General features: G+C 43.1%; 33 protein-coding genes. 3 read left to right on the top strand and 30 right to left on the bottom strand.

What is annotated here, in order from left to right:
• Positions 1-166: 166 nt before the first annotated feature.
• From G400_RS0108415 to G400_RS0108365, 11 genes are all read right to left on the bottom strand, one after another.
• Positions 167-1,351: an acetate/propionate family kinase gene (locus G400_RS0108415; RefSeq protein WP_017261151.1), complete on the bottom strand. Its 1,185-nt coding sequence runs from the start codon at positions 1,349-1,351 to the stop codon at positions 167-169.
• 46 nt (positions 1,352-1,397) lie between these two features.
• Positions 1,398-2,408, bottom strand: coding sequence for a class I SAM-dependent methyltransferase (locus tag G400_RS0108410; RefSeq protein ID WP_026017066.1), 1,011 nt, complete (start codon positions 2,406-2,408; stop codon positions 1,398-1,400).
• Positions 2,409-2,497: 89 nt separating this feature from the next.
• A complete protein-coding gene (locus G400_RS0108405) occupies positions 2,498-2,824 on the bottom strand; it encodes a hypothetical protein (RefSeq protein ID WP_017261153.1) in 327 nt (108 codons plus the stop codon).
• Positions 2,814-3,266, bottom strand: a complete 453-nt coding sequence (locus G400_RS0108400; protein ID WP_152323447.1) for a competence type IV pilus minor pilin ComGF — start codon at positions 3,264-3,266, stop codon at positions 2,814-2,816. Before G400_RS0108400 ends, G400_RS0108405 begins: the two co-directional genes overlap by 11 nt.
• Positions 3,226-3,468, bottom strand: coding sequence for a hypothetical protein (locus G400_RS0108395; protein WP_017261155.1), 243 nt, complete (start codon positions 3,466-3,468; stop codon positions 3,226-3,228). Before G400_RS0108395 ends, G400_RS0108400 begins: the two co-directional genes overlap by 41 nt.
• The gene (locus tag G400_RS0108390) at positions 3,449-3,877 is read right to left on the bottom strand and encodes a pilus assembly FimT family protein (RefSeq protein WP_017261156.1); all 429 of its coding nucleotides are present in this window, start codon (positions 3,875-3,877) and stop codon (positions 3,449-3,451) included. Before G400_RS0108390 ends, G400_RS0108395 begins: the two co-directional genes overlap by 20 nt.
• Positions 3,864-4,211, bottom strand: coding sequence for a competence type IV pilus major pilin ComGC (gene comGC / locus G400_RS0108385; protein ID WP_017261157.1), 348 nt, complete (start codon positions 4,209-4,211; stop codon positions 3,864-3,866). Before comGC ends, G400_RS0108390 begins: the two co-directional genes overlap by 14 nt.
• Positions 4,211-5,290, bottom strand: a complete 1,080-nt coding sequence (locus G400_RS0108380) for a type II secretion system F family protein (protein ID WP_081495813.1) — start codon at positions 5,288-5,290, stop codon at positions 4,211-4,213. Before G400_RS0108380 ends, comGC begins: the two co-directional genes overlap by 1 nt.
• Entirely contained in the window at positions 5,217-6,215 is a 999-nt protein-coding gene (gene comGA, locus G400_RS0108375) for a competence type IV pilus ATPase ComGA (RefSeq protein WP_017261159.1), read from the bottom strand. The genes G400_RS0108380 and comGA overlap by 74 nt, the downstream gene beginning before the upstream one ends.
• A 138-nt stretch (positions 6,216-6,353) precedes the next feature.
• Positions 6,354-7,097, bottom strand: coding sequence for a YebC/PmpR family DNA-binding transcriptional regulator (locus G400_RS0108370; protein WP_017261160.1), 744 nt, complete (start codon positions 7,095-7,097; stop codon positions 6,354-6,356).
• 136 nt (positions 7,098-7,233) lie between these two features.
• A complete protein-coding gene (locus tag G400_RS0108365) occupies positions 7,234-8,310 on the bottom strand; it encodes a S66 family peptidase (protein WP_026017068.1) in 1,077 nt (358 codons plus the stop codon).
• Positions 8,311-8,445: 135 nt separating this feature from the next.
• On the opposite strand from G400_RS0108365, the gene G400_RS0108360 reads away from it, so the two are divergent.
• A complete protein-coding gene (locus G400_RS0108360; RefSeq protein ID WP_017261162.1) occupies positions 8,446-8,895 on the top strand; it encodes a hypothetical protein in 450 nt (149 codons plus the stop codon).
• Positions 8,896-8,940: 45 nt separating this feature from the next.
• Here G400_RS0108360 and ccpA read toward each other — a convergent pair whose 3' ends face one another.
• Positions 8,941-9,942: a catabolite control protein A gene (ccpA, locus tag G400_RS0108355; protein WP_017261163.1), complete on the bottom strand. Its 1,002-nt coding sequence runs from the start codon at positions 9,940-9,942 to the stop codon at positions 8,941-8,943.
• Between the two features lie 209 nt (positions 9,943-10,151).
• Between ccpA and G400_RS0108350 the strand changes: the two genes are divergently transcribed.
• Positions 10,152-11,258 carry a M24 family metallopeptidase gene (locus G400_RS0108350; protein ID WP_017261164.1) on the top strand — a complete coding sequence of 369 codons (1,107 nt, stop codon included), beginning with the start codon at positions 10,152-10,154 and terminating at the stop codon, positions 11,256-11,258.
• A 133-nt stretch (positions 11,259-11,391) separates the two neighbouring features.
• Here G400_RS0108350 and G400_RS0108345 read toward each other — a convergent pair whose 3' ends face one another.
• The 7 genes from G400_RS0108345 to racE all read right to left on the bottom strand — a co-directional run bounded on the left by G400_RS0108345 (position 11,392) and on the right by racE (position 15,751).
• Entirely contained in the window at positions 11,392-11,616 is a 225-nt protein-coding gene (locus G400_RS0108345; protein WP_017261165.1) for a hypothetical protein, read from the bottom strand.
• Between the two features lie 133 nt (positions 11,617-11,749).
• Positions 11,750-12,355, bottom strand: coding sequence for a YtxH domain-containing protein (locus G400_RS14835; RefSeq protein ID WP_017261166.1), 606 nt, complete (start codon positions 12,353-12,355; stop codon positions 11,750-11,752).
• 20 nt (positions 12,356-12,375) lie between these two features.
• A complete protein-coding gene (locus G400_RS0108335; protein WP_017261167.1) occupies positions 12,376-12,789 on the bottom strand; it encodes a DUF948 domain-containing protein in 414 nt (137 codons plus the stop codon).
• Between the two features lie 93 nt (positions 12,790-12,882).
• Positions 12,883-13,737 (bottom strand): aldo/keto reductase, encoded by an 855-nt coding sequence (locus G400_RS0108330; RefSeq protein ID WP_017261168.1) that lies wholly within the window; start codon positions 13,735-13,737, stop codon positions 12,883-12,885.
• Positions 13,718-14,263: a metallophosphoesterase gene (locus G400_RS0108325; protein WP_017261169.1), complete on the bottom strand. Its 546-nt coding sequence runs from the start codon at positions 14,261-14,263 to the stop codon at positions 13,718-13,720. The genes G400_RS0108330 and G400_RS0108325 overlap by 20 nt, the downstream gene beginning before the upstream one ends.
• The gene (locus G400_RS0108320) at positions 14,263-14,865 is read right to left on the bottom strand and encodes an XTP/dITP diphosphatase (RefSeq protein ID WP_017261170.1); all 603 of its coding nucleotides are present in this window, start codon (positions 14,863-14,865) and stop codon (positions 14,263-14,265) included. Before G400_RS0108320 ends, G400_RS0108325 begins: the two co-directional genes overlap by 1 nt.
• A gap of 61 nt (positions 14,866-14,926) precedes the next feature.
• Positions 14,927-15,751 carry a glutamate racemase gene (gene racE, locus G400_RS0108315; protein ID WP_017261171.1) on the bottom strand — a complete coding sequence of 275 codons (825 nt, stop codon included), beginning with the start codon at positions 15,749-15,751 and terminating at the stop codon, positions 14,927-14,929.
• 192 nt (positions 15,752-15,943) lie between these two features.
• Here racE and G400_RS14830 point away from each other — a divergent pair, with 192 nt between their 5' ends.
• Positions 15,944-16,453: a DUF2507 domain-containing protein gene (locus G400_RS14830; RefSeq protein ID WP_017261172.1), complete on the top strand. Its 510-nt coding sequence runs from the start codon at positions 15,944-15,946 to the stop codon at positions 16,451-16,453.
• 187 nt (positions 16,454-16,640) lie between these two features.
• On the opposite strand, the gene dltD is transcribed toward G400_RS14830, so the two are convergent.
• From dltD to G400_RS0108255, 11 genes are all read right to left on the bottom strand, one after another.
• Positions 16,641-17,915, bottom strand: a complete 1,275-nt coding sequence (dltD, locus tag G400_RS0108305) for a D-alanyl-lipoteichoic acid biosynthesis protein DltD (RefSeq protein WP_017261173.1) — start codon at positions 17,913-17,915, stop codon at positions 16,641-16,643.
• A gap of 2 nt (positions 17,916-17,917) precedes the next feature.
• Entirely contained in the window at positions 17,918-18,154 is a 237-nt protein-coding gene (gene dltC / locus G400_RS0108300) for a D-alanine--poly(phosphoribitol) ligase subunit DltC (protein ID WP_017261174.1), read from the bottom strand.
• Positions 18,155-18,217: 63 nt separating this feature from the next.
• Entirely contained in the window at positions 18,218-19,426 is a 1,209-nt protein-coding gene (gene dltB / locus G400_RS0108295) for a D-alanyl-lipoteichoic acid biosynthesis protein DltB (RefSeq protein ID WP_017261175.1), read from the bottom strand.
• Complete coding sequence (gene dltA / locus G400_RS0108290; protein WP_017261176.1) at positions 19,423-20,952, bottom strand: D-alanine--poly(phosphoribitol) ligase subunit DltA; 1,530 nt, start codon at positions 20,950-20,952, stop codon at positions 19,423-19,425. Before dltA ends, dltB begins: the two co-directional genes overlap by 4 nt.
• 21 nt (positions 20,953-20,973) lie before the next feature.
• Positions 20,974-21,120 carry a teichoic acid D-Ala incorporation-associated protein DltX gene (locus tag G400_RS0108285; RefSeq protein ID WP_017261177.1) on the bottom strand — a complete coding sequence of 49 codons (147 nt, stop codon included), beginning with the start codon at positions 21,118-21,120 and terminating at the stop codon, positions 20,974-20,976.
• 203 nt (positions 21,121-21,323) lie between these two features.
• Positions 21,324-21,641: a thioredoxin gene (trxA, locus tag G400_RS0108280; protein WP_017261178.1), complete on the bottom strand. Its 318-nt coding sequence runs from the start codon at positions 21,639-21,641 to the stop codon at positions 21,324-21,326.
• A 135-nt stretch (positions 21,642-21,776) separates the two neighbouring features.
• Complete coding sequence (locus G400_RS0108275; RefSeq protein WP_017261179.1) at positions 21,777-24,146, bottom strand: endonuclease MutS2; 2,370 nt, start codon at positions 24,144-24,146, stop codon at positions 21,777-21,779.
• 21 nt (positions 24,147-24,167) lie between these two features.
• Positions 24,168-24,695, bottom strand: coding sequence for a CvpA family protein (locus G400_RS0108270; protein ID WP_017261180.1), 528 nt, complete (start codon positions 24,693-24,695; stop codon positions 24,168-24,170).
• A 109-nt stretch (positions 24,696-24,804) separates the two neighbouring features.
• Positions 24,805-25,122 carry a DUF1292 domain-containing protein gene (locus G400_RS0108265; RefSeq protein WP_017261181.1) on the bottom strand — a complete coding sequence of 106 codons (318 nt, stop codon included), beginning with the start codon at positions 25,120-25,122 and terminating at the stop codon, positions 24,805-24,807.
• Positions 25,123-25,205: 83 nt separating this feature from the next.
• A complete protein-coding gene (ruvX, locus tag G400_RS0108260; RefSeq protein WP_017261182.1) occupies positions 25,206-25,640 on the bottom strand; it encodes a Holliday junction resolvase RuvX in 435 nt (144 codons plus the stop codon).
• The gene (locus G400_RS0108255; protein ID WP_017261183.1) at positions 25,637-25,903 is read right to left on the bottom strand and encodes an IreB family regulatory phosphoprotein; all 267 of its coding nucleotides are present in this window, start codon (positions 25,901-25,903) and stop codon (positions 25,637-25,639) included. The genes ruvX and G400_RS0108255 overlap by 4 nt, the downstream gene beginning before the upstream one ends.
• Positions 25,904-25,935 lie beyond the last annotated feature (32 nt).

Below are 25,935 nucleotides of genomic sequence, written 5' to 3'. Positions count from 1 at the left end.
GCGTTTTCCATAATGAACAAACGAAACGATTTCACGGAAAAGGTGAAAATAATTCATCTTAACATTACACGTATTAAAAAAAGAGAGTTAGGTGACGGTAAAAGATCCGCCAGCTAACTCTCTTTTTATCTTAACAATATCCGTTAATCGTACTAATCACACTCAATTATTTCTTCAATCTTTCAACATCACGAGCAATCATTAACTCTTCATCAGTTGGAATCAACAAAACCTTCGCTGTTGAATCATCTGTCGAAATAATCGCTTCTTTGCCATGAACGTCATTACGGTCATCATCGATCTTAATGCCAGCGTAATTAAACGCATTGACTACTGCAGCACGAATGGCCTTCGCATTTTCACCGATTCCAGCAGTAAATACCAACGCATCAACGCCACCCATTTCAGCAATGTATGAACCAACGTACTTCACAATGCGGTTAACAAAAATCTTGATTGCCAATTGAGCCCGATGATCGTCACTCGTCTGTAAATCACGCATATCACCAGACGTACCTGAAATACCAAGCAAACCAGACTTCTTATTCAAAATGTCAATCATCGCTTCAGGGTTAGTAATCCCCAACTTCTGCTGAAGGAACGTGACCAGCGAAGGATCTACATCCCCTGAACGCGTCGCCATTGTGATTCCTGCCAACGGTGTAAAGCCCATGGATGTATCAATCGATTCACCATTTTTAATCGCGTCAATTGAGGCACCTGCCCCTAAATGCAACGTAATGACTTTCAAGTCCGACAATGGCTTACCAAGAATTTCAGCGGCCCGAGCGGAAACATAACGATGACTTGTACCATGCGCACCATAACGACGTGCACCAAACTTCTCATAGTACTCGTAAGGGATAGAATACAAGTAGTTTTCTTCAGGCATTGTGCTGTGGAATGACGTGTCGAAAACGGCGACAGCAGTTGCGTTTGGTAGAACTTCGCGGAAAGCACGGATACCTGTCGCATTGGCAGGATTGTGCAATGGGGCATATTCAGCTAGTTCATCGATCTTCGCTAAGACATCATCATCGATCACCACGGAATCCTTGAAAAATTCACCACCAGCCACGACACGGTGCCCAACACCAGTAATTTCATCAAAACTACCGATGACTTTCAAATCAATAAGTTCCTTCAACAAAACGTTGATGGCAACCTTGTGATCTTTAAAGGGTTGTTCAATTTTAAAATGTTGACCATCGCCATAGTCAATGGTAAATGAGCCTTCTGCTAAACCGATTCGGTCCACTAGCCCCTTTGCAATGACCTCTTCCGAAGGCATGTCGAAAAGTTGGAACTTCAAAGTTGAACTACCTGCGTTAACTGCGATTGTTTTTGCCATGTGCGCGATTCTCCTTTTAGTTACTCATCAAATTTATGAAACGAAACTATTTTTGAATATTTGCTGCGACCCAGTTATCAATTTGATCGGTGAACTGGCGGACAGCGTTTGAATCCTTAAATGATGGAAATTCACCCAATAGAACCTGACCGGCTTGCTTTGCATTGCCGCCCTTTTTCTGAAGCATCAAAATAGCCTTGCGAGCCGCTTTATTAATAAATAATTCTGTCGGCAAGTTGAGCAGCCCCTGAAGGTGCGCCTCCGTTTGAATCCACTCAACCAGTCCCTTGGCCTCAACCGATGTGAATAGTTCGCTAGGAACAAGGAAAATTCCCCAGCCGCCGGGTGTCAACTGATTAACAGCTTGTTCAAGAAGTAAATGATGCACATACGAATGTCCTGATTGGGCTGCCGTTTTAAACTGTTTGGCGTGTTCATCCAATGGGTAATACCCCACCGGTAAGTCACTCACCACTAGGTCTGCCTTAGGCATCACTAATGGATCTAACGCATCTTGATGAAACAATTGAATATCGTGTTTCTGCAAGGTGCCGACAACGTTGGCCGCCGCGAGCATAGAATCATCGTTATCAACACCAAAACTGTCGATTTTTACCGAGTTTGACTCGGCTAGTTGGTTAATAACCGTCGTCAGTAAATTACCGGTTCCCACCGTAAGATCCAACAGATTTAACTGATCGCGGTGAATAACGCGACTGGCTAAATATGCAACCAAAAAGCCAATGGTATCCGGTGTTAGTTGATGATTAGCATCAATTGCATCAGTCTCAACATCCTTCAAAAGGACTAATTGTAGACCACGTCGGATGTTTTCTTCATCTAGTTGATTTAAATTAATCTGACGATACAAAGTCGTTAACTTTTCGACTGCTTCCGTATCTGGCCGACCATTTTCAACTCTGACCTGACCGCCGTCAATAAGATCATCACCCACTTCAATGAAGGCATCTAAATAACTCGTTTCCAGTTGTGTTTGTAAAATCCCAATCGCTTGATCAAGTGTTTGATAAAGTGCTTGTGCCTGTTCTTGTGACAGCGTTACTCACCTCTTTAAATATTTGTCTTTTTAAAATTGCATCAAAAACAAAAATCGATGTCCTTGTTAAGGATACCGATTTATGCAAGTTATTTCAAGTTATGTTTCCGCTCCCAAACTTGATAGGACGCGGTTTCTCCACTCGCTAAAATTATTTTTATTTGTGAATTTTTTAACGTAGCCTGTCCTTCATGAAAAGAAAAGCTGGTTTGCTGGGAATGTCTTGCCTGCATCAGACTGACCTCATTCACGATTGTTTGAATCTGCCAATATTTTCGCTCATTTCTTTGGGCATAAATAGTCGACTCATACGTCATTAACTGAATGAGTAAAATAGTTAGCTTCATAATCATCAAAAAAATGGTGGTTGGCATAACAAATGCTGTTCGAAATTTTGTCTCACCGCTAACTTTCAAGACTAGCCTCCGGAAGGAACGTTGTTCTGCTTACTTGTCGGTGATGACGTGTTTTAAATGATATGGTCAAGCAACCATTTGCATACATCATCGAAGCATCTGATATGTTTTCTACTAATGGCATATAACCACCCTTAGTTGTCGTCATAATAAGGTTGTTTCGCTTAGCGACTAAGCGATAATGCTGAACAACTCCCTTATGCGTTTGCCCAATCAACCTGACCTCATTGCCCTGCTGACTTTCAAACCGAAATTTTTCTTCTGGATTTCCTAAATGCATAACAGTGTTATCCAGTTGGTGAATGCTTTGATACTCGTTCGAAGCGTTATAACGCAATTGTTGCAATGTTAATGTCACGGTAAATAATACCAGCACACCAATTGTTAGCCCCCACAACGTTTCAACTATTGTGAACGCTGGCCTTGACCTCACTCTTACCATTCATAACCTCACCTAACTGTCGACTTGTTTTTTCGTAGAGTAAACGCGCTTTTTTTGTACGCTGTCGTTCGAAAGTTAACCGCGTGTTCATTTGCTGTGTGACCCCCATTACTAGCGTACAAGCACTGAGCGCTAGCGCCAAAGCCAACATTGCCTCGACCATAACAAAGCCAGCTCGTTGACTAACGTTTGAGCTTTTCAATGTGAATAATCCCCCATCCTAATTGTGGCTTAATCGCATATTCTCCGCCCAATGAGGACGTTAAAACAATTCTTCGTGGCGCAATCATCTCATCTTTAATGATCAAGATTTTAGGTGAGGTCTTTGTCACAGATAAGGTTGACGGCATTTTAATGGTCTGCGGTTGATGATAAGTTTCTTTGTAAACAACTTTTCGATCATCAATATTAATTTCTGTGACCAAACGTCCCAACATCGTATGCATTTTAGCCCGTTCAAATAGACTCACTAGTGTTTCGAAAAACTGAGCCTCGGCCTGGCGCTCACGAGTCACTTTAAACGTTTGCACACCAATTCCTAGAATTGCTGTCGTAACTGCAAGGACTAACAAACTTTCAACCAATGTAAATGCCGACCTACTTTTTAACATCCACAGCTGCCACATTGTTGTGGATTTCAATACCCTCATCCTTGGCCTTCGAAATTTGCTTACCCGTGAGATAATTTCCCGTCTGAAGTTCATCGAAGGTCACGTCTTTATCACCATTATCATTCTGATAAAGATCTACCTGTGTTTGAACTACCTGTGTCATGGCTTCCCCATGGGTTTTAGTAGCATTTCGACGGGATGCCGTTAAGTTCGGTACAATAATCAGAATCAAGAGTGAAATAATAAATAGAACAATGGCCATTTCAATTAACGTAAATGCCTGACGTTGTTTAACCCGCATTTTTTGAGCATAGATTTTCAATCTTTTTATCATTATGATAATCCCCCTATTGTGTGATAAAGCGGCAACAAAATACTGAGATAGACACCGACGATGCCTAAACCGATAATGCCAAATAACAATGGCTGGATCAGGCTAATCAAGCCTTCTACTCGGTTAAATAAGCGGTGATAAGTTAGTTGAGCATCAACCTTGAGATCTTTAGCAATTTCACGATTACTCAAGCCTTTGTTGAAAAAAACTTTAAATGTCGCCGGTATAAAACGATAGCGATCGACAAAAGCGTCTAATTTAGCACCGTTCCGCAAATGATTATTTAATTGATCAGCTAACTGGCGTAATAACGACTTTGATTCATACGTTTGCAATAATTTCATAACATCATGCGACTGCATGCCACTGTTTAGTAGCAAGCTCAGATTAAGTGATAAATAATAATGCCAATACATTTTCAAAAGTGGGCCAACGACGGGCAATTTGCAGGCAACTTGTAATTGCCTAAGCCGAGGCTGATGCAAAAAACGCCAGCTGATAGTGATGAGACCAGTGATAAAAACTAGCAAACATATTTTTAACGACCAGCCGATGCTGGGAATCGATAGCTGTTTTGCACCCAGACCTGATAATTCTGGTAGCAACAGCTGTTTGATGGCAACAATTAACAGGCCTAAACAGATTAAAATGCCTAGTGGATATCGCAGTACTGCACGAATCTTTTGCTGTTGACGGACCTTAACGGCCAAAAAATTACCTAGGTTCGTCAAAACTGAAATCAATTCGCCATTTTCCTCAGCAATTTTTATTTGATAAAAGCAGTCTACAGAAACGAACGGACGCATTGCCTCAGCAAACTGAATTCCCTGTGCCAATCGATTCTGAATGTCTGCGATTGTTTGATGCATTTTGGGCAGCATCACTCGTGCAAAATTTAGTCCTTCGCGCAGTGAAAATCCTGCGGTCAATACGTCAGCCATTAAACTGAATAATTGTGCAGTCTGTGGTCCTGACAATTGTCGTAATGCTTCACGATTGCGCCAACTAGCCAGCCTGATATCTTTGAGCCACCTCAGGGGCCACCAAACCGTCGTCAACTGCTTCTCTGAGCGCATCATGCCACCTCCTTGTCATTTGTGTTTTCCTCTGTTGACCATTGAAAAATGGCCTGGCTTCACTAAATAATTCTTCACGTGTCAACCAATCGTATATTGTTACTGGCTGTTGCCGCCCCGGTAACAATCGCTGATAGCACACCCCTGCAATTGCCTGTTCTAAGTCGTTTTTGGCAATGCCCAACTGCGCCAACCGACTAATGACACCAAGGGCACTTTGAGCGTGAACTGTTGATAACACTAAATGTCCGCTCAAAGCGGCCTTGATTGCCACCCGTGCCGTTTGTTCATCACGAATTTCACCGATAATAAAGACATCTGGTCGGTGCCGCAACGCTAACTTCAAAAGCGCATCATAGGTCATGCCGGCAAGCTCGTTCACTTGTAACTGCAAAAAATCAGGCTCCTCAATTTCTACTGGGTCCTCAATTGACAGCACCACAGAATCCGTTTGCCGCTCGTGCGCTAGTTGGTAGATTGTGGTTGTTTTGCCAGAACCCATCGGTCCACTGAGGACAACTAGTCCTGCCGAATTTGTCAGTCCACGAATTGCTGGCCACTGTTTATTTTGTCGAACTGAATGGCTCACCTCCGCCAAAGCATAAATAATTCGGATCACCATCGACTCACGGTCTTGAAAATCCCCGACAGTCGACAATCTCAGATGCACTTGTGCCTTATCAACTCGAACATGTAGTGCTCCCAGTTGAGGGCGTCTGCGTTCACTAATTGACATATTCGCCTCATACTTAACGTAAGCAATAAGTTGTTCTGCGTGCTCACAACTCAACTCCCCCATTTTTTCAATTCCGGTTACCGTATGGCAGACAATCTCGTAACCTTGGAACTTTGGAAAAAAATACACATCACTTGCATGTTTGGCAATTGCCTGAGTCAACGTATGCATCAATCTTTCTACTGGTTGCATCTCATCACTCCTTTCATACCCTTTACATACGCAAAAAGTGACCCTGTTGTTTGCCAGTTTCAAAAAAAGACAAAAAAAGACATGATTCAAAAGAATCATGTCCTAGCTTGCACTATTTAATTCAAGTCTTGAAAACGCCTATTCGGTGATATCCTCATCCGCAACTTCAGCCGCTTCATAAACATCTGAAACGTCATCGTTGTCGCTCAACTCATCAATCAAATTGACATATTGTTTAGCTTTGTCGCTTGGGACTTTGGTTACATTTTCCGGAATCATTGTGATTTCGGCAGTATCTAAATCAAAACCCTTTTCTTGTAAGGCATCACGAACGGCAGCCAATTGGGTTGGATCCGTGTAAATTTCAAATGCATCATCAGTCGTATTCATGTCGTCAGCACCGGCATCCAGTGCGTCCATTAACATGGTATCCTCATCAGCATCCAAGCCATCACGTAGGATGACAATGTACCCACGGCGGTTAAACATGAATGCCACAGAACCTGAGGCACCTAATGCACCACCATGATGGGTGAAAGCAGAACGAATTGCCGAAGCGGTCCGGTTCTTATTATCTGTCAATGCAGCAACCATGATGGCAGTGCCACCAGGGCCATAGCCTTCGTAAGTAATTTCTTCAAACTTTTGACCACCAGCACCAGTTGCTTTGTCCAAAGCACGTTTAACAACGTCTTTAGGCATGTTAGCAGCACGCGCTTTTTCCATGACTAACCGTAGTTGTGCGTTTCCGTCAGGGTCGGCACCACCAGTTTTTGCGGCTTGGTATAAGTCACGTGATATTTTTTGGAAAATTTTTCCACGCTTGGAATCCTGGGCGTTTTTACGACCCTGAATATTATGCCATTTTGAATGTCCTGACATGTTCAGCACTCCTTTGATAGTTAGTATGATTTTTGAGCAAAAATAACCTTATACACTATACCACTGGGCCGCGGCCGGTTCAATCTTTTAACCAGATAATCACAAACGAACTGCGGTCTCGTGCTGATGCCTATTTTTATTTGCTGAAATATGGTTCCTCAATCGTCACCGTAGCGGCATCTAAATCAATACTAGCTAAGGCCCCATATGGCAACACTGTGCGTGGATAGGCGTGGCCAAAGTTCATATTGAACAAGATGGGGGTCTGATACGACGCCGTAGCAGCAAGAATTAGTTTTTGGTAATCTTCAAAATACGCCTCGTCTTGCGGTTTACCAACCAAAATTCCGTTTACTGCCTTTAAAATGCCAACTTGGTCAAGCCTCAAAAGCATCTTTTCATAAAGGGACGGCTTGGGCTTTTCCTCACTCGTCTCGATAAATAAAATTTTATTCTGCCAATCAGCGACCTGCGGGATAATTTGATATTTTGTGGTCACTGATGACTCACCAACATACCGCGTTTCAGTCAATAAATCATAGAAACTGTCCAAACAACCACCCAGCAGCTGACCACGAATTACACCGTGTCCCCTAAGAGCCATGTAACCGTGTTTTTCTACATGTGCTGTCAAAGGAATGCCAACTGTGTCAACTGAAAAATCCTGACGACTGTAATACCAGCGATCACTGCTATTTATCTTCGAAATGACTGGATTTTTAAAAACACGTTCAAATTCATGTTTGGTATATGGCAACATTTCCGGACCCAATTCGGCAAAATCCGCCAGAAAACTCGGTCCATAAAATGTCGCCAATCCCATTTTATAAAACATTAAATGATTGACTGTCGTATCCGAGAACCCTAAAAAGACTTTAGGATGCGTCCTCACTTGCCTAACAAACGCTTCATCTTCACACAGGAATGGTAATAATCGATATGTGTCATCCCCGCCAATGGCAGACATTATTCCCTGAACTGAGTCATCGAAAAACGCCTGTCTAAGATCCGCTGCCCGTTTTTCAGGATGGTTACGAAGAAACTGAGTCCCCTTTAACGTATGCCTCATGTACACAGGTTCTAGACCCAGCTCGTGCAATCTGTGTTCTCCTAAGACTAATTCATGATGGAAAGCTTCCTCGCCGAGTCCGCCACCGGACAAACTGACGATTGCGATGTGATCACCACGTTTTAATTGAGCCGGTTTAATCATCTGGTCACCACCTTGTTTCAGAATAACATCAGTATGAACCTTTGTTGAACTGATTAACATGAGTTTCACAAGTTTTCATAAGCCACATGATATAGACAACTGTCGTACAATGTAATGAAAGAAAGGAAGCCCATTATGAAACAGCCACCAATCGCGAAATTATACGAAGCCTATTCGGCCATTGCAGATCACCGCGTCCAACAACCTGATGTAAACCGCTGGCAAATAACATCTAGTGATAACGCTCAGTATTACACGGTTATTAGCAGTGATGATGCACAAACGTTCAGTAGTAACGACAATGCCACATATTGGCAAGGTTACCCGGGTTACCCTATTCTGGCCGTTTGGCTTACTCTAGGTGTATTACCAATCAATCAGAAAATCTTACCTACCTTTGAAAAAATTAACTGGCACGCTCGTAATGAAGCAGTTCATAATCATTACGAGCAGGCAATTAACCAATTTCTAAGTGAGCAGACTGGCGACATGGCTAAAATAATTCAACAATCGTTAGATGATCAAATGTCCCAACTGGCTACTTTAAACTTCACAATTAAACGAAATCGATCGCCTAAAAAATAAAATAGAGCTTGCGCAAAAATGCGTGAGCTCTATTTCTGTATACCTTTACTTAGTCGATTGACGCTTCTTCAAACCATAAGGTAGAACAACCGTCTTATCGCCAATTTCTTCATTGTTCATCAATTTAGTTAACAAGCGCATGGATACAGCGCCAATGTCATAAAGAGGTTGCGTAATCGAACTCATCGTTGGCCGGGAAATTTCTGTGAAGCGCGTATCATTACTAGTGATGATTTCGAAATCCTCTGGTACCTTAACGCCAGCGTCAGTTAGACCGTTTAATACCCCGGCAGCTAATTCATCGTCACCAACGAATGCAGCAGTTGCCTTAACATCTTGCAATGCCTGGGCCAATGCATAACCAGCCTTATATGAATAATCTGTTTGGAAAATCAAGCCTTCATCGTAGCCAATTCGTTTGCTACTCAAAGCCTGCTTGTAACCTTTCAAACGGTAATCCTTGTTGATACTTTCATCCATTGATCCCGTCACAAATGCAATGCGTTTGTTGCCACGACTAACCAGTTTTGCAACAGCGTCAGTTACCGCAGCGACATAGTCAATGTTGACGGATGGTGACTGGTGTTCAGGATCAACTGATCCAGCAAATACAATTGGCACATTAGCCCGGTTAAAGGCATCGCGCAAATCTTTACTTACTTGGTTACCCATAAAAATAATCCCGTCCACCTGCTTAGCGGTCAAGTTATCCACAACTTGTAATTCTTTATCATGATTTTCATCGGAGGATGCCAAAATGATATTGTACTTATACATCAAGGCAACGTCATCAATTCCCCGAGCTAATTCAGAAAAGTACGAGTTTGTTAAATCTGGGATGATAACCCCGATCGTTGTTGTTTTTTTAGAAGCCAAACCACGTGCAACCGCGTTTGGCCGATAATCAAGCTGATCAATCACATCCAAAACTTTCTGCCGTGTAGCCGGTTTAACATTGGGATTGCCATTAACAACCCGTGAAACCGTAGCCATTGAAACCGCTGCTTCCCGGGCAACATCATAAATCGTGACTGTTTGTTTATCCATTGTTATACCCTTTCATTACTAATTTAATTTGTTTTCATCGGTTTTCATAACCTGTTAAATATAACAGAGCATTAAAATGAAAGCAATCATGAAACCGCTTACTTTTAATATAAATCAAACCTTTGTGGTCTGCAAGTCGGAAGCCACTGGTGTGATATACTGGTTTTACATTTGATTTTCAAAATTAACATGAAAAATGAGGCGAAGTTATGGCAGATTATTCACAACTCAAACAAGTTCAGCAATGGATCGGCAAACAAGGAATGGATCTTGGCTACTTTAGCAACTTTCAAACAATTCAGTATTTAACGGGCTTTGGATCAGACCCCATTGAACGGGTGCTGGCCCTGTTCGTTTTTCCAGATGCTGATCCTTTCTTGTTCTGTCCTGCTCTGGAGGTTGAGGCCGTCAAGGATACCGGCTGGCCTTACGGCGTGTACGGGTACTTAGACCACGAAAATGCCTATGCAATGATTGCCGGCCAAATTAAGGCCCGCACTTCTTCACCTGCTAAATGGGCCATCGAAATGGGTAACTTAACCATTGAGCGATTCAACAAAATGCATGAACAGTTCCCTGACGCGATGTTTGACTTAGACGCCACAGATTACATTGCTAATTTGCGTGTCATAAAGACACCACACGAGATTGAGTTACTTAACGCTGCTGGCGCTGAAGCTGACTACGCCTTTGAAATTGGCTTTAAGGCTGTTGCTGCCGGTGTTCCTGAGCAACGTGTCGCTGCCGAATTACAATACGCGTTAATGAAACGCGGCGTGATGAACATGAGTTTTGACACCCTAATTCAGGCCGGTGCACACGCTGCCGAACCACACGGTGCAACTGGCGCCAATAAAATTGAAAATAACGAACTCATTCTGTTCGATTTAGGAACTATTCATGAAGGCTACATCTCAGATGCTTCGCGGACTGTCGCTCTTGGCAAACTGTCAGACAAACAAGCAGATATCTATAAAGTTTGTTTAGAAGCTCAATTGGCAGCCATGGACGCCGCTAAACCAGGCATTACCGCCGCCCAGTTAGATAAAGTTGCGCGTGATATTATTAGTAAAGCAGGCTATGGAGAGTACTTTATTCACCGTCTCGGTCACGGTATGGGGCAATCTGAGCATGAATTTCCAAGCATTATGGAGGGTAATGATCTGGTGCTGAAAGAAGGCATGTGCTTCTCAATTGAACCTGGAATTTACATTCCTGACGTCGCTGGTGTTCGGATTGAAGATTGTGTCCACATTACCGCCGATGGTTGTGAACCATTCACTCACACCAGCAAAGACTTAACTTACGTCGGTTAATCCAATAAACGCATCACACCTGGCGTTAAAATTTAGGTTTCTAAAAGCCACTGAAAATTCCGAAACTATCTCCGGAATTCTCAGTGGCTTTTTCTCTCAATGTAATCAGTATGACTAAAATTATCAGCGTCCATTAATAAAGTCTTGGACCAGGATGCCAGGACTTGCGTCGCCATTTAAATAGATTAACAAGGTTAACGATAATAAGGACAAGCATCACTGTCACACCAAACAGCAACAGCAAACTGTCCATTAAACTGAGATTACCCGCCAGAGCACGATTAACTGCCATTACAATGAGCCAGGCCAACACAACGATGCTACTAACATAATGTGTTGGATAAAACGATGGTTTCATATTAGCGCCTCCGTTAGCTTTTTTCTTATTATACAATTACTTATATTACTAATACAAAACAATCAACTCAACAAAAATGCTTCAATTCACGTTGGTGTGAATTGAAGCATTTTTGATTGAAAATCAATAATAGTTATTTTTTTGCTTTATCGCTGGCGCTGTCAGCAGCACTTTTTGCTGTTGAAGTCGCTGACTTAGCAGCTGAACTTGTTTGGCTTGCCTTGCTTTGCGCAGCGCTGGCGAGTGACTTAGCGGAGTTAGCCGTGGACTTTGCGGCACTAGCAGCTTTGTCTGTAGCTGATTGTGCACTGGCCTCAGCCGCAGAAGCTTCCGAAGTTAATTTACTATCAGCAGTAATCACAATGTCGTCGCTGTCGTCATCATCATCTTCGTCATTAACACCGTTCAGTTCGTCCCGCAATGAAGCTGTCTCATCATCAAAGTCGTCATGCTTCTGACGGAAACGGTCACGGAATGAAGCACCACGATCACCTAATGAACCGGCAAAATCATGTGCTGATTCATTAGCCGATTCCGTGTAGTCTTTCAATGATTCCTTGGCATCGTCCACTGCATCGGCGGCGTAAAATGCATAATCAACAGCACGATCGCGAACTGCCTGATAACGTTCTGTTGCTTCTTCACGTAATTTATCGCGTTGTTCCTGTGATAATGAACGATACCCAGCATAAGCTGCAGCACCGCCTAACACTAGCCCTAACCAAAAACCTTTAGCCATTTTGTCGTCCTTCTTTCACGTTATTTATTCGTTGTCCGAGACTGTTTTTTCGTTTGATGGTTTCGATACATCTTATAAACAGAGTTAGCAGCCTTGGTAGCAACACCTACCTTACCTGCACTTTTACCAGTGCTGGTAACCCGTGTGGTCAAATCACGTGTTGCGTTGTTTAAGTCTGAAACACTTTCACCTAAATCAGCAGCGGCCTGAAAGACCGGATCCACTGTTGCAACTTTATGATTCACATCATCTAACAGCTCGTTTGCATTGCCAAGAATATCCTCTACCTGCTTGGATAAAACATCCACAGAGCTACGGATAACTGCGACACTCTGGTTAACTTCGTGAAATGTCCGCAATAACACCATCAGAAAAATGCTAATAAAGATTGCCAAAATTAAGAATGCAATTGCTGCAATTACGCCACCTGTCATAATCTTTCCTCCAACTTTTCATAATGAATCATGTACTTAGCATCAGCATACCATAAACCGCAAACGCACAAAACCGTTTTCATTCGTCAATCATTATTCTGCGTCACCCAAGTTCGTGAGCTGGGTCATTTCTTCCGCCGATAGTGTAATTCTCGAGGCAGCAGTGTTGCTAAAGAAGTGATTGACATTGCTAGTCCCAGGAATCGGTAGAATCACGTCTGAACGATGCAATAACCATGCCAATGCTATTTGAGCCGGAGTCGCGCGATGTGCCTTCGCAATATCGGCCAATGGACCAGTGGCTGTGGCAAGATGCCCCGTCGCCAATGGATACCATGGAATAAAGGCAATATGGTGCTGATCGGCGTAGTTCAAGACGCCTTCATCATGTCTATCTGTTAAATTGTAACGATTCTGAACTGATGCAATCGGCGTAATCTTTTGAGCTGCTTCAATATCATCAATCGTAACCTGGCTTAACCCAATATGTTTAACCTTGCCTTCTTTTTTCATATCGGCCAGCACACCAACTTGGTCAGCTAATGGATAATGCGGATCAATTCGATGCAGTTGAATCAAATCAAGACTTTCCAACCCCAATGAAAAAAGATTTATCTCAACTTGTTGACGGAGATAATCAGGATTGCCAAGCGGCGTCCAAACATCTGGTCCTTGTCTGGTAAAACCAACTTTAGTAGCAATCATTTTATGAGCACCCTCATAATCCTGCAAAGCTTGTCTAACATAATCATTAGCAAACAGTGGACCATACGCATCGGCCGTATCAATGAAGTTAACATCACTGTTCAGAACAGCATCCATCACATCAACTGCAGCCTTAGGATTCGCATTTGGCCCCCAAACACCCTTTCCTGGCAACTGCATCGTGCCATAACCCAGTCGGTTAACTTCTAAATCGTCATCAAACTTAAATGTCTTTGCTACCATGCTTAGTTTTTCCTCCGTAAGTAACAGTTAATTCTGGAATAGTACGTCCATCTCGCGTGCAAAACTCAATCGTCGTGTGATCACCGGTTGATGTGACCAGTGCAAACGTACCACCTAGACTTGCATATTGGCCACGCGGTTGACTAATACTGCCAGGATTCAAGAAAACAATCCCAGATGTTTCAACCACGCCCAATTCATGCGAGTGTCCAAAAAAAGCAAAGTCTGCCTTTGCTTCCCGTGCGGCTAATGCCAGTCGCGTTAAATCTTGTTTGATTCCGTAACAATGACCATGTGTCAAGAAAATTCGTTTGCCATCCACTGTGACCGTCTGTGATACAGGATACGAAGAATCAAAATCCATATTACCGCCGACCACATGATAATTTTTCCATACTGGATCGTCCGCTGGCAATTCAGAATCACCACAGTGACAAAAAGCATCCACTTGACCTGTAAACCGATCAGCAAGAGTTACCAAAATGTCTCGATCACCATGACTGTCACTTACCACTAGTAATTTCATCAGTCTTCACGCCACCAAATTGGAAATTGTGCCATCAATGAATCCATGGCTTTGCCACGATGACTAATTTCGTTTTTTTCATCCATGTTCATCTGGGCAAACGTCTTTTTCTTTGAAGCCACGTAAAATAGTGGGTCATAACCGAAACCATCTTTACCACGCGCCTCACGTAGAATCGTGCCCCGCACATCACCACTAACAAATAACCGTTTACCATTTGGCTTAACGGCCACGATCGTCGTGTGAAAATTAGCCGTGCGTTCATCATCCGGCACCTTGTCCATGGCTGCCAAAAGCTTACGGTTGTTTGCTTCGTCATCATGGTTGCCGGCGTAACGGGCTGAGTGGATACCAGGTTCACCATTTAGCGCATCGACCTGGAGACCAGAATCGTCTGCAATAATCGGTAATTCGACCGTCTTCGCCAGTGCGTCTGCCTTGATTTGAGCGTTTTCAGCAAACGAACTACCATCTTCTGGCGGCATCGTCACACCAGGAAAATCTTTTAGCGTCAGCACTTTAATCCCCAGTGTTGCAAACCGTTTGCGGTATTCCGCAGCTTTACCTTCATTTTGAGTTGCAATTACAATTGTATCTGCCATAACTAGCCTCCACCTTGTTATTGTCTTACACCCTTAATAATGACCATTTTCAGTAAAAATTTCAATCAATGACCGCTTTATCCACATTCATTCCCGATAATTCAAGCCACTGCATCGCGATCGTTTTGAACATTGCTGGCGAACCGGTTGTAAAGTAATGATCTTCGCCAACCTTTTTCTTAGCAGCCATATGATAAACATCAAGCAACTGCGCTACCACATTGACAGTTTCTGCTCCGGAGTCAATCAAGGTTACATTACTCCCCATGACATTTTGAATCAGCGGCCGTAACAACGGGTAATGCGTACACCCCATGACCAGCGTGTCAACCTTGCTATTGGAAAACGGTTGCAGCCCCTGTGCTACGATTTGTTTTGCAATCGGTGCTTGGTATTCATTGCTTTCAACAAGCGTGACAAACTTCGGGCAGGCCACACTCTGCACATCAACCGTAGCATTCTGTGTATGAATCGCCCGTGCATAAGAGCCACTTTTGACTGTTCCCTCTGTTGCAATAACTCCAATATGGCCATTTTTTGAAGCCTTGATGGCCGCCTTGGAACCTGGATCAATCACACCGATAACGGGAATCGTCATTTTCTTTTGCAGATCTGGCAGTGCGGCAGCAGTTGCGGTATTGCACGCAATGACCAGCATTTTAATGCCTTGCTTTTCTAGAAAATGAACCATCTGCCAAGTAAAATCGACAACCTGTTCAGCGGGTCTTGGCCCATAGGGCAATCGAGCTTGATCACCAATGAAGCGGATCGTCTCGTTTGGCAATTGACGCAGTGCCTGCTTAACCACCGTTAAACCGCCGACACCAGAATCTAAAAAGCCAATTGGCAAATCTGCCCGCAACCGAGTTTTATCCATTTCAACCATAATGACAAACGCCCCTTTATGTTTTCGTACTTTTTTCGTTCTCTAAAAAACTTGAAACTATAGCATGACGCTTTCTGTGGTCTTTTTCAAGCATGCAGTCTGAAAACTTCTGTCCAGTCTTTTTTGACGGATGAAAGTTTGCCGCTGCAAGGCTATAATTAAAGTAATTTATGTATCTTAAGGAGACCAGTCATGGACCAATCAACCTATAATAAACTTTTACAACAGCCCGCAGTGTCTGCACTCGGCGCTGGTTTCATCCGCGACGAAGTACTTCCCGCTATTCTGGGCAGTGACCAGTTGACCATTCTCTATTGGATTGGCCGTCAAATGGCGCGTCAAAACCCTCTTTCAGAAGAACAAGCCATTACCACGTTGTTCACACAACTTAATTTTGGTCGGCTGGTTCAAACTCACGGTGGTCGCAAACAACAACGTTTCGAACTAAACGGTCCGGCAGTCAGTCATCGGTTAGCTGCCTATCCTGAAGCAAGTTTCGACTTTGAGGCCGGTTTTCTTGCCCAAGAAATCGAAATCATTACTGGTGCCGCTACTGAAGGAACCGTTGATGAAATTCATAAGGACCATGTGACGTTTATCATTCAGAGTGATCCAAAAAACATCGTCGGTGAAGTTGCCGCCAGAGTACCGAGCTTAAACATTCATAGTGAAGATACCAACGACGCGGAGCAGTCAAAATAACAACACGACTCTCAATTGTCCTCAATTTAAGGACCTACCCGCTCTGACGACTCCACACATAAACAGGCATCTATGTATGAAAAAACACTTCAAATCCATTATGGACTGAAGTGTTTTTTTTACGACTAATTAGTCTAAAAATACTTTTAAAACATTAACGTGCGCACTACTGAGACAAAATCTCTAACTATTTAAAATTGGTCAGATTTTGTGCCGTTGGATCCAACTGTTGCCAGTCTTTTGAGTAGTAACGTGTATTGATGTGATACTTCGGTTTAGCCTGTTTGTTAGCCATGAATGGACGAACACCCTTATCCACAGCAACCCAACCACGCCAACCTAAGTGAATCGTGTCTTCCATAAAGTATGGTTGACCGCCATCCTGGCTCAAATCAAGCACATTATTGAAACCTTGTGAGGACAATTGCTGCTTGATCTTATTGTTCGTTTGGTCGATCATCTCACGATTAAGTCCCGTATACTTGGCCCACCGCTCATTGATTGGTGGCAAGATGAAAAGGACATCCGTATGCGTTTGTGCAAACTGATTCAGTACCAGCTCAAAATCACTGTATTCAGGAGATTTTCGGTAATCAAACTTAGCCTGCTCACCCTTTAGCTCTGCAACATGACCACGTAAACGATTACTGTAAAAACTATTCTTGATACCCAGCGAATTATTGGTTGTGTTCTCTTTACCCAACGTAGTTGCCGTTTTGTCGAGTGCAGAATAACTTTGCGAATCTGGCAATTGCTTGACGCCCTTGTCAATCTTACTCAAGTTATGCCCTAAACGATAATCGGAGAAAAGTTGATCTTCATGAGATAAAATCAAAGCACTAACGGATAATTGAAGACGATTGTAATTTGACAACGGCTTACCCTTAGCTACTTTACGTAACATTTGAGCAATCGCATGGTCTGAATGACCGGAAGGCATCTCCAACAATCTTTGGGCTGCATACCGATTCATCTTTGTGTTCTGAATTTGTTGGAGCCAATCGACGGTCTGAAGCTTGGAATAGTAGAATCCAAAAGCGTCCGGACGGGCACCCTGTGGCACAAACCACTGAGGAGAAATAATGAACACTGCTTTTTTATTTTTCATCTGAGTGTCAATCGTTTGCATCGAATAATACTGTGTTAACGATTGTGTACCGGCCGCGCCGAGCAAAAACGGACGGTAATTACGGTGATACTTTTGCGCCAAAACTGATGGATGCAATGGATCCATCCGTGACAGCTCACTAGAGCCAAAAAATGGCACGTACTTACCAGCTAACGCCTGCTTTTTAATCTGACGGCCCTTAAAAACTTGTGGCGCTAATGAAACCGCCGCGCGACGCTCCGTTTCCGCCGAGTTGTGAGCAAAGTTAATTGGCGAAAGTAATAGCAAAAGTAAAATGATGAATGCCGTAATGACCGGGCCGATAATCAACCAAAGTCGTTTCGAGGAATTCATGATTAGTCTACAAGTCCTTCCACCTTAGTCACAATTTTATTAGGGGTGTCCCATTCGCTGCGAACAAATTCAGATACAGGTACGTTAACACCTAACTGACTTTGTAATTCGAGTAACAACTGAACTGAACCCATTGAATCCATCAAACCAGAATCAAATAAGTTTGTGTCCATATCTTCCGAAACATCGTTCCCCGTTAAGTCGTTCAAAATTGAAATAACCGTTTCTTTAACATCCATAATTAGTTTTCCTCCTGTAATTAGCTAGCAATAACAACGTGTTACTAAATTAAATCACTTGGTTTAATAATGACCGAACCAAAGTTTGCTCAAGAATCCAGAGAAGAGCAAGAAACTAAAACAAACGAAGTTGAACGTCAGAAAAATCGCAAATGCTTCCGTCAGTTTATTATGCGGAATACTCTCACGATGCTTCTTCTTAAAGCGTAGCCACCAATCGTTGACGACTAGTCCAACACCATGTAGTAACCCATAAGCAATGTAATACCAGGTTACCCCATGCCAGAAACCCATGATTAACATATTAAAAATATAGGCAACATTGCTGACCGTTACCCGGCTCTTAAAAATCTTGTTTTTCATCATGGCAAAAACTAATCGCATGAAGACAAAATCACGGAACCAGAATGATAGCGTCATGTGCCAACGATTCCAGAAGTCCTTCAAGTTATGAGACTGGAATGGCCGGTTAAAGTTCATCGGTGTTTCGATACCCATCAAATATGAGATGGCAACCGCGAATAAAGAATATCCGGCGAAGTCAAAGAACAAGTACATCGACCAAGCATACATCACTCCGACCAGTGGCCATGAGAAGCCTGTTCCACCATAGCGCAACGTTAACGTTTCTAGCTTTGGTACAAGCATGGTACCAAACAAATAGGCTAATAAAAACTTATACATAAAGCCCAAGAAAATGTAATGCACGGCTTTTTCAATCATGCCAACATATTTTTCGCGATCGGGAACTTTTTGATAATCATCAAGCCAACGTCTGTACCGATCAATTGGTCCCGACGAAATGGTTGGCATAAACAGTAGAAACTCAAGAAACAGCATCGGATGGAATTCTTTAATAATGCCATCCCGCATTTCCATGATCATCCCAACTGACCTAAAGGTTAAATAGCTAATCCCCAAAAATCCAAATAAAGAAGTATGTCCAGGATTAATGGCGGGCGTAATCTTAACAAACAGCAGTGGGACAATACTCAATAAAAATGCGCCGTAAAAGATCCACCGATTATTGGCTTTTTTACGATAGGCCATATAACCGCCGACCATGAGCCACTCCCAAATCACGAAGCCAATCAGTGCCACACCTTGTTGCCACTTCTGACTATCAAACATCAAAAAGATAAAAACAAGCGACACGGCACTTTGGTACCAACGCCAGCGATGACCGTGGTACAAACCGATCATTAGCGGGATTAACCCAATCAATAGATAAACAAAGTATTGGGGATTCCCATATGGCTCTAAATTAATCATGCAGGGTTCACCTCGGCAATAATCGATTTAATGTCGACCTTCCCGTTTGCTGTCAATGGCAGGCTGTCTTTGTACACAAACCGGTTAGGAACCATATAATCCATCATGACATCTTTCAGTTCCTGTTTAATCGCCGTTGTTCGTTGAAGATCGTTCTTAAAGTCGTCCTTTGAATTCGGTACAACGTACGCCCACATTTGGCTCACTTTGTGATTGCTATCATACTTTGGCACTGCCACAGCCTGTTTGATCCACTTATTGGCGTCAAGATAATGGTTAACCTCTTCCAGTTCGATTCGGTAGCCATGTAACTTGATTTGGAAGTCAATGCGACCTAAATAATGCAACATGCCGTCTTCATCAAGAAAGCCAAGATCACCAGAATGATAAGCTGTGCGACCATCTTCTGTAAAGAATGCTTTTTCCGTTTTTTCTGGATTATTAAGGTAACCCTTGGAAACACTTGGTCCACTGATAATGATCTCGCCATTTGTGCCGGCAGGCAATGTCTTGTTTTCGTCATCGACGATGCGAATCTGCGTGTCAGACTTAACCGTGCCAATTGGCAAACGCCCTTTTTCAATCAAGGCGTCAGTAATTTCAACGCCAGTAACGGCAACTGTCGTTTCAGTTGGTCCATAAGTGTTAAAAATGTGCGCATGCGGAAACCGCTCCCGTAAATTTTTCGCAGTGGAAACAGTCAGCTCTTCACCACAGAACAAAAAGTGACTCAAGTCTGGCAAATGCTGCTCGTCAAACGTCGGTTCTAACAGACAAATGTCAGCAAACGATGGCGTTGAGACAAACACATTCAAGTTCATTGCCGGCAATGTTTCAAACAGTTGTTTGAAATTATCCGTCACCTGTTTTGGCAGTGCCATTAAAGTACCACCTAGAGCTAGTGTTGGCGCCCAATCCATAACAGATAAATCAAATGAATATGGTGGTTGTGCCAACGTTACTGGATTTTGAGACAATTTAAAATCATCGCTAAGCATCCAGTTTGTATAACTGAGTAAATTTGTGTGACTGATTTGCACACCCTTGGGTTTCCCCGTTGTTCCTGACGTGAAGATAATGTAGTAATTGTCATCACCATCAACAGGATGATCCAATTGATAAGTTGCAGTTTGCGCACTGAGCAAGTCAGTTAACGTATCGCCCGTCAATACAGGTTGTTCGCCAACATCCACTGGCAATGCATCAACAGCAATCACAGCAGCTGGATGCGCAATGTCCTCAATCATCGTTAACCGATCATTTGGTGAATGTTTGTCCACCGGAATGTACGCATGTCCAGCCTTAACGGCACCCAAAAAACTTGCAATCATTGCAAACTGTTGACCACCGAAAACGATAATCGGCGATTTAGCAGGTAGATTGAGTCCGTCCAAATAGGCAGCAATGGCGTCTGATGCACGTTTTAACTGTGCATATGTATGCGTCTCCCCCATGTCATTGTAAACAATGGCATCAGGAGTCGTTGCTGCCCAGTTATCAATCGTGGTAATCATATTATCAATCATAATTTCCCTCCATCCCACGTTCTAGAATTCGTTATAGATGAACTTACTCTGATTTAAACCAGAGTAACTGTATAAGTAGATCAACAATAACAAAATCACGAAATAAAAAGCAGTCCGTAAGACAAATGTGACCCATGGCTGATTTAGCCATATTTTAAACTTTGCCATATTTTCTCTGTCCTCCACTTTGTACCAATACGTCTAGTATAACGATTTTGACCCCATCAATTGTTAAAAAAAGTCTTAAACTAGACTGACTCTATTTTGGTACACCGACTAGCATACCAGAAAACACAAAAAAAGACCCTAACCACATAACGATGTGGTCGGAGTCTCACTAAATTCTCACTTTACGAACATTACGCGAGAACCTACGCCATATACTGTGCTAGCGTCTTTTGAATTTGTTCCTTTGTGTGGTAGCCCACGAGTGTGTCCACAACGTTGCCGTCCTTCTTGACGATCAACGTTGGAATCCCCATGATCCCAAATTTTGATGGCGTGTCAGGATTTTCATCTACATCCATCTTTGTAAATGAAACTTTGTCGCCCATTTCGTCTGCTAATTGTTCCACAACTGGGGATTGCATTTTACATGGGCCACACCAAGTTGCCCAGAAATCTGTCACTGCAACACCTGTATTAGTATCTGCATCATAGGTTTTATCTGTTGTTACATTAACTGCCATAAACATTCAGCCTCCCGTTCACTAACTTTTTGTACGTAAACATAGTGTACTCTTTTTTGGAAAACACGAAATTCTTTTGCTTACCTTTGCAAACTGATTACTTCATGCATTAGATACACGTTTCTGTCGCATTCACTAACCAAGTTTGACAACGGTTGCGCCATCACCACCGGCGTTTGCTGGTGCAAAACCAAAGCTTTTGACCCGCGGATTAGACCGTAAGTACTCTGTTACTCCTTGGCGCAGTGCACCAGTTCCTTTACCATGGACAATCGTCACTTCACCAAGATTAGCCAACAACGCTGAATCGATAAAGCGATCCACTTCACTCATTGCGGCGTCGTAACGGTGACCACGCAAGTCTAATTGTGCCTGCGCGCGTGCACCGATATTACTGTGAACTGCTGTACGACTGGCACGCTGTTCCTTTTCATTGGCGGTTGGTTCATTAGACTTTTCAAGATCTGAATCGTCTACTTTCATCTTAAGTGCACCCATTTGAACTTCCCATTCATGCGCACTCAATTGACGATTGATTGTCCCGTGTTGGCCATAAGATTTGACTACCACAGCATCCCCAGGATGGAAAGTATGCTTTTTTCTCGCACGTGCCAATACTTTATTGTTAGCCAGTGACGGATCTTGTCTCAACGCATTAAGTTTTCCTTGGGCGTCAATGAGCTCGTTCTCGCGAACGCCAGCTCCCTGCTTTACTTCCATTTGACGCAGGTGATGAATGATCTTGTCGGACTGTTTCTTGGCATCTGCCACAATGTGATTTGCTTCTTGCTTTGCCACATCCAGCTGATGCGTTTTTTGTTCCGTGAATCGATCAAATTGAGCAGTCAACTCGGTCTGTAACTTTGTCGCGTCAGCTAATTGTTCAGCCAACGTAGCTGCTTCATCAGTAGCTTGTTTTCGTTGGGCAACAAGATCACCAATCATTGCGTTCAAGTCTTGGCTATCTTGACTCGTCAACTCACGCGCTGCCGCGATAATATCTGAACGCAAACCCAACCGCTGCGAAATTTCCAGTGCGTTTGATCGTCCTGGAATGCCTAATAATAACCGGTAAGTTGGCTGCAATGTCTCACCATCAAACTCCATGCTTGCATTGGTTGTCCGTGGTCGATCATATCCATAAGCCTTTAATTCAGGATAGTGGGTAGTCGCCACCACATCCGCACCAATCGTCCCAAACGCATCTAGGATAGCGATTGCTAACGCCGCGCCTTCTTTAGGATCCGTCCCGGCACCAATTTCGTCTACCAGCACTAGGCTGTTTGACGTTGCCTGATTGAGTATTTGAATCAAGTTGTCCATATGCGAGCTAAACGTACTTAGCGACTGTTCAATGGACTGCTCATCACCAATATCAGCAAAAACATTGTCAAACACAGCGACATGACTACCCTCAAATGCCGGAATAAATAGGCCAGATTGCGCCATTAATTGGCTTAGTCCCAATGTTTTCAAAGTGATCGTCTTACCGCCTGTATTAGGTCCAGTAATAATGATTGCGTCGTAATCGTCGCCAAGCGTAATGTCATTAGGCACAGCTGTTTCGGGATCTAATAATGGATGCCGTGCTTGTCTTAAGTTAATGTGTCCATCTGTGCTCAATTGCGGCTCTGTCGCATTTAGTTGATGTGCATAGCGGGCCTTGGCATTCACAAAATCCAGATGCCCCAACACATCCGCATTTGCCAAGATGTCTTCACGGTGTGGTGTTAGCACAGCTGATAATTCCTGTAAAATTCGGGCCTCTTCATTACGCTCTTGAACCTGGCTCTGCCGCAAACGATTATTTAAGTCCACCACATCTTCTGGTTCAATATATAAGGTTTGACCCGATTGACTTTCATCATGAACCACACCGCCCAAACGTCCGCGATACTCTGTCTTAACTGGGACAACGTAACGATCATTACGCATCGTGATAATCGGTTCACTCAAATAACGAGCCTGCTTGCCACGAACGTAATTTTGCATACGCGACCGAATCAGGTCTTCAGTGCTCTTAATACGACGACGAATTCTGGCCAGTTCCTCACTTGCAGCATCACTAACCCGACCATCTGGCTCAATCGAAGTATTTAACTGACGAGTTAGGTCAGGCAATGCAACAATTTGTTTGGCCGTCTCATTGAGTTGTCGCAGCTCAGTGCCATCCTCTGCGAGCTGACTAAAGAAAGTTCTAACACTCATTGCGGTTTGCAGAACACGGCCAACCGCAGCTAATTCTGTTCCGTTTAAGGCTGCATCAATGGCCAATCGTTTCATGTGCGGGGTCAAATCAGCGAGCTCTGGCAACGGGATACCGCCTTTGAGCCTAAGAATGTCCGTGGCATCTTTTGTTTCGTCCAAACGTCGCTGAATAATGCTTGGATCTGTTGCTGGCTGTAATTCAGCAAGTTCTCTATGACCAATCGGCGAGCTTAACATACCGGTCATTTTTTCTTTTACTTTATCAAATTCGAGGGTTGTGAGCCCACGTTTATTCATCAATTTGTATTCAGTCCTTTTCTACCGAGTCAACCACCATTGAAAGATTTTTTCTGACAGCAGTGGTGTTTGGTGCAAAATCCAGTGACTTACTGGTGAATGTACTAATTGATCATGTATCCATGCCGCTGGCCAGACAGAAGCGATTGCGAGGCCAAAAAAGATTAATACATACATCAGCACGCCGGCAATCAACGCACCACTCAGCGCGTTAATGCCGTGAATCACTGGAATGTTGGTAAATAATTTTAACGATCGCGTTAACCAGCGAAGGAGAATCAAGCCGATAATCATCAACAACCAAAAAGCCAAACCAGCAGACCAAAAATGATTCACTTGGCTATTTAACAGCTGATCATTTGCAGTTGGTTGATGATTCATCGGCAACAAATGTGCCAGCCAACTAGCCACTGTTGGCGTTAATAGTTTGACAATGATAATGACAAACACATAGCCAACCGTCGTGGCAACTTCAACGACAAAACCACGCCGATAGCCTCTGCCCAACGCGATAAGCAGTAATAATATAACAATTAACGATAACACCATGCTGTTACGCTCCACCTATTTCTAGATTTAAGTCAGTTGACGCAAGCAGCGCTGCACTCCTCATGAATAGGAATACAGCGCCGTCATTAAACACAAGTCAGTATACAAGTTAATTTGACATGTTTGAGTCATCATCAAGGAAAGTATTTAGCATTTCCTCAACCATGTCCCATTCGTCGTCATTCTCAATCGGTGATAGTTCGCCTTCCGTGGAACCATCTTCCTCAGGATCAAATGCATATGCCTGAATGTCCACTTCTTCATCATCTGCCGCGCTGGCTGGATAAAGTAAAATGTATGATTTGCCATAATCATCTGACTTAAATGTGAATAAAACATTGTAAAGTGTCTCATTGCCATTATCGTCAACTAATGTAATTTGTTGTTCGTCATTGTCTTCTGCACCACTGTGTTTGGTTTCTGCCATTTTAGTTCCCACTTTCTTTATTACAAGATATGAAGAGTTTTTACAAAATTAAATAATTGATTGTCACTTTAGGCATCCAATAATCATGCCTGTGTCAGTTTACCATGAGCATCTAAATAATTCTGCAAAATTAAAGCAGCAGCTAACTTATCAATCACTTGTTTACGCTTTTTACGTGAGGTGTCCGCTTGTTCAACGAGCATCCGCTCAGCCTCAACCGTCGTCAACCGTTCATCGACAAAGTCAACCGGTTGGTGAAAACGTTCAGTGAGTAACTCACCGTAATGTTGTGAGGCCGCCACACGTGGTCCAAGCGTGTTGTTCATATTTTTCGGTAATCCCAATACAAAGCCTTGTGTCCCATGAGCTTTGACCAACTCTTCAATTCGATCTAAGCCGAATTCACCCTCATCTTCGTTGATACGGACGATTTCAACACCTTGCGCGGTCCAACCGAAGGCATCACTGACTGCAACGCCCACAGTGCGTGAACCAACATCTAATCCCATTAATTTCATTTATTGCTGTTATCCGCCTTTAAATATGAACGTACTAGTTCTTCAATAATTTCGTCGCGCTCATGCTTCCGAATTAAATTACGAGCATCATTCAAACGTGGAATGTATGCTGGATCCCCCGACAACAAGTATCCTACAATCTGATTGATCGGGTTATAGCCCTTCTCTTCAAGTGCAGCATACACCGTTGTTAACGTATCATGAACGTCTTTTTGTTGCTGATTATTAAAATCAAAGAACATGGTTTTATCTGTCGTACTCATCTGTATCCCTCCATGGTCAATCAACCCAACGG

Origin of the sequence: Furfurilactobacillus rossiae DSM 15814 (assembly GCF_000428925.1) — a bacterium.
GTDB classification, from domain to species: Bacteria; Bacillota; Bacilli; order Lactobacillales; family Lactobacillaceae; genus Furfurilactobacillus; species Furfurilactobacillus rossiae.
The sequence above is the reverse complement of the archived record's forward strand: the minus strand, read 5'-3'. Positions and strand labels throughout refer to the sequence as shown.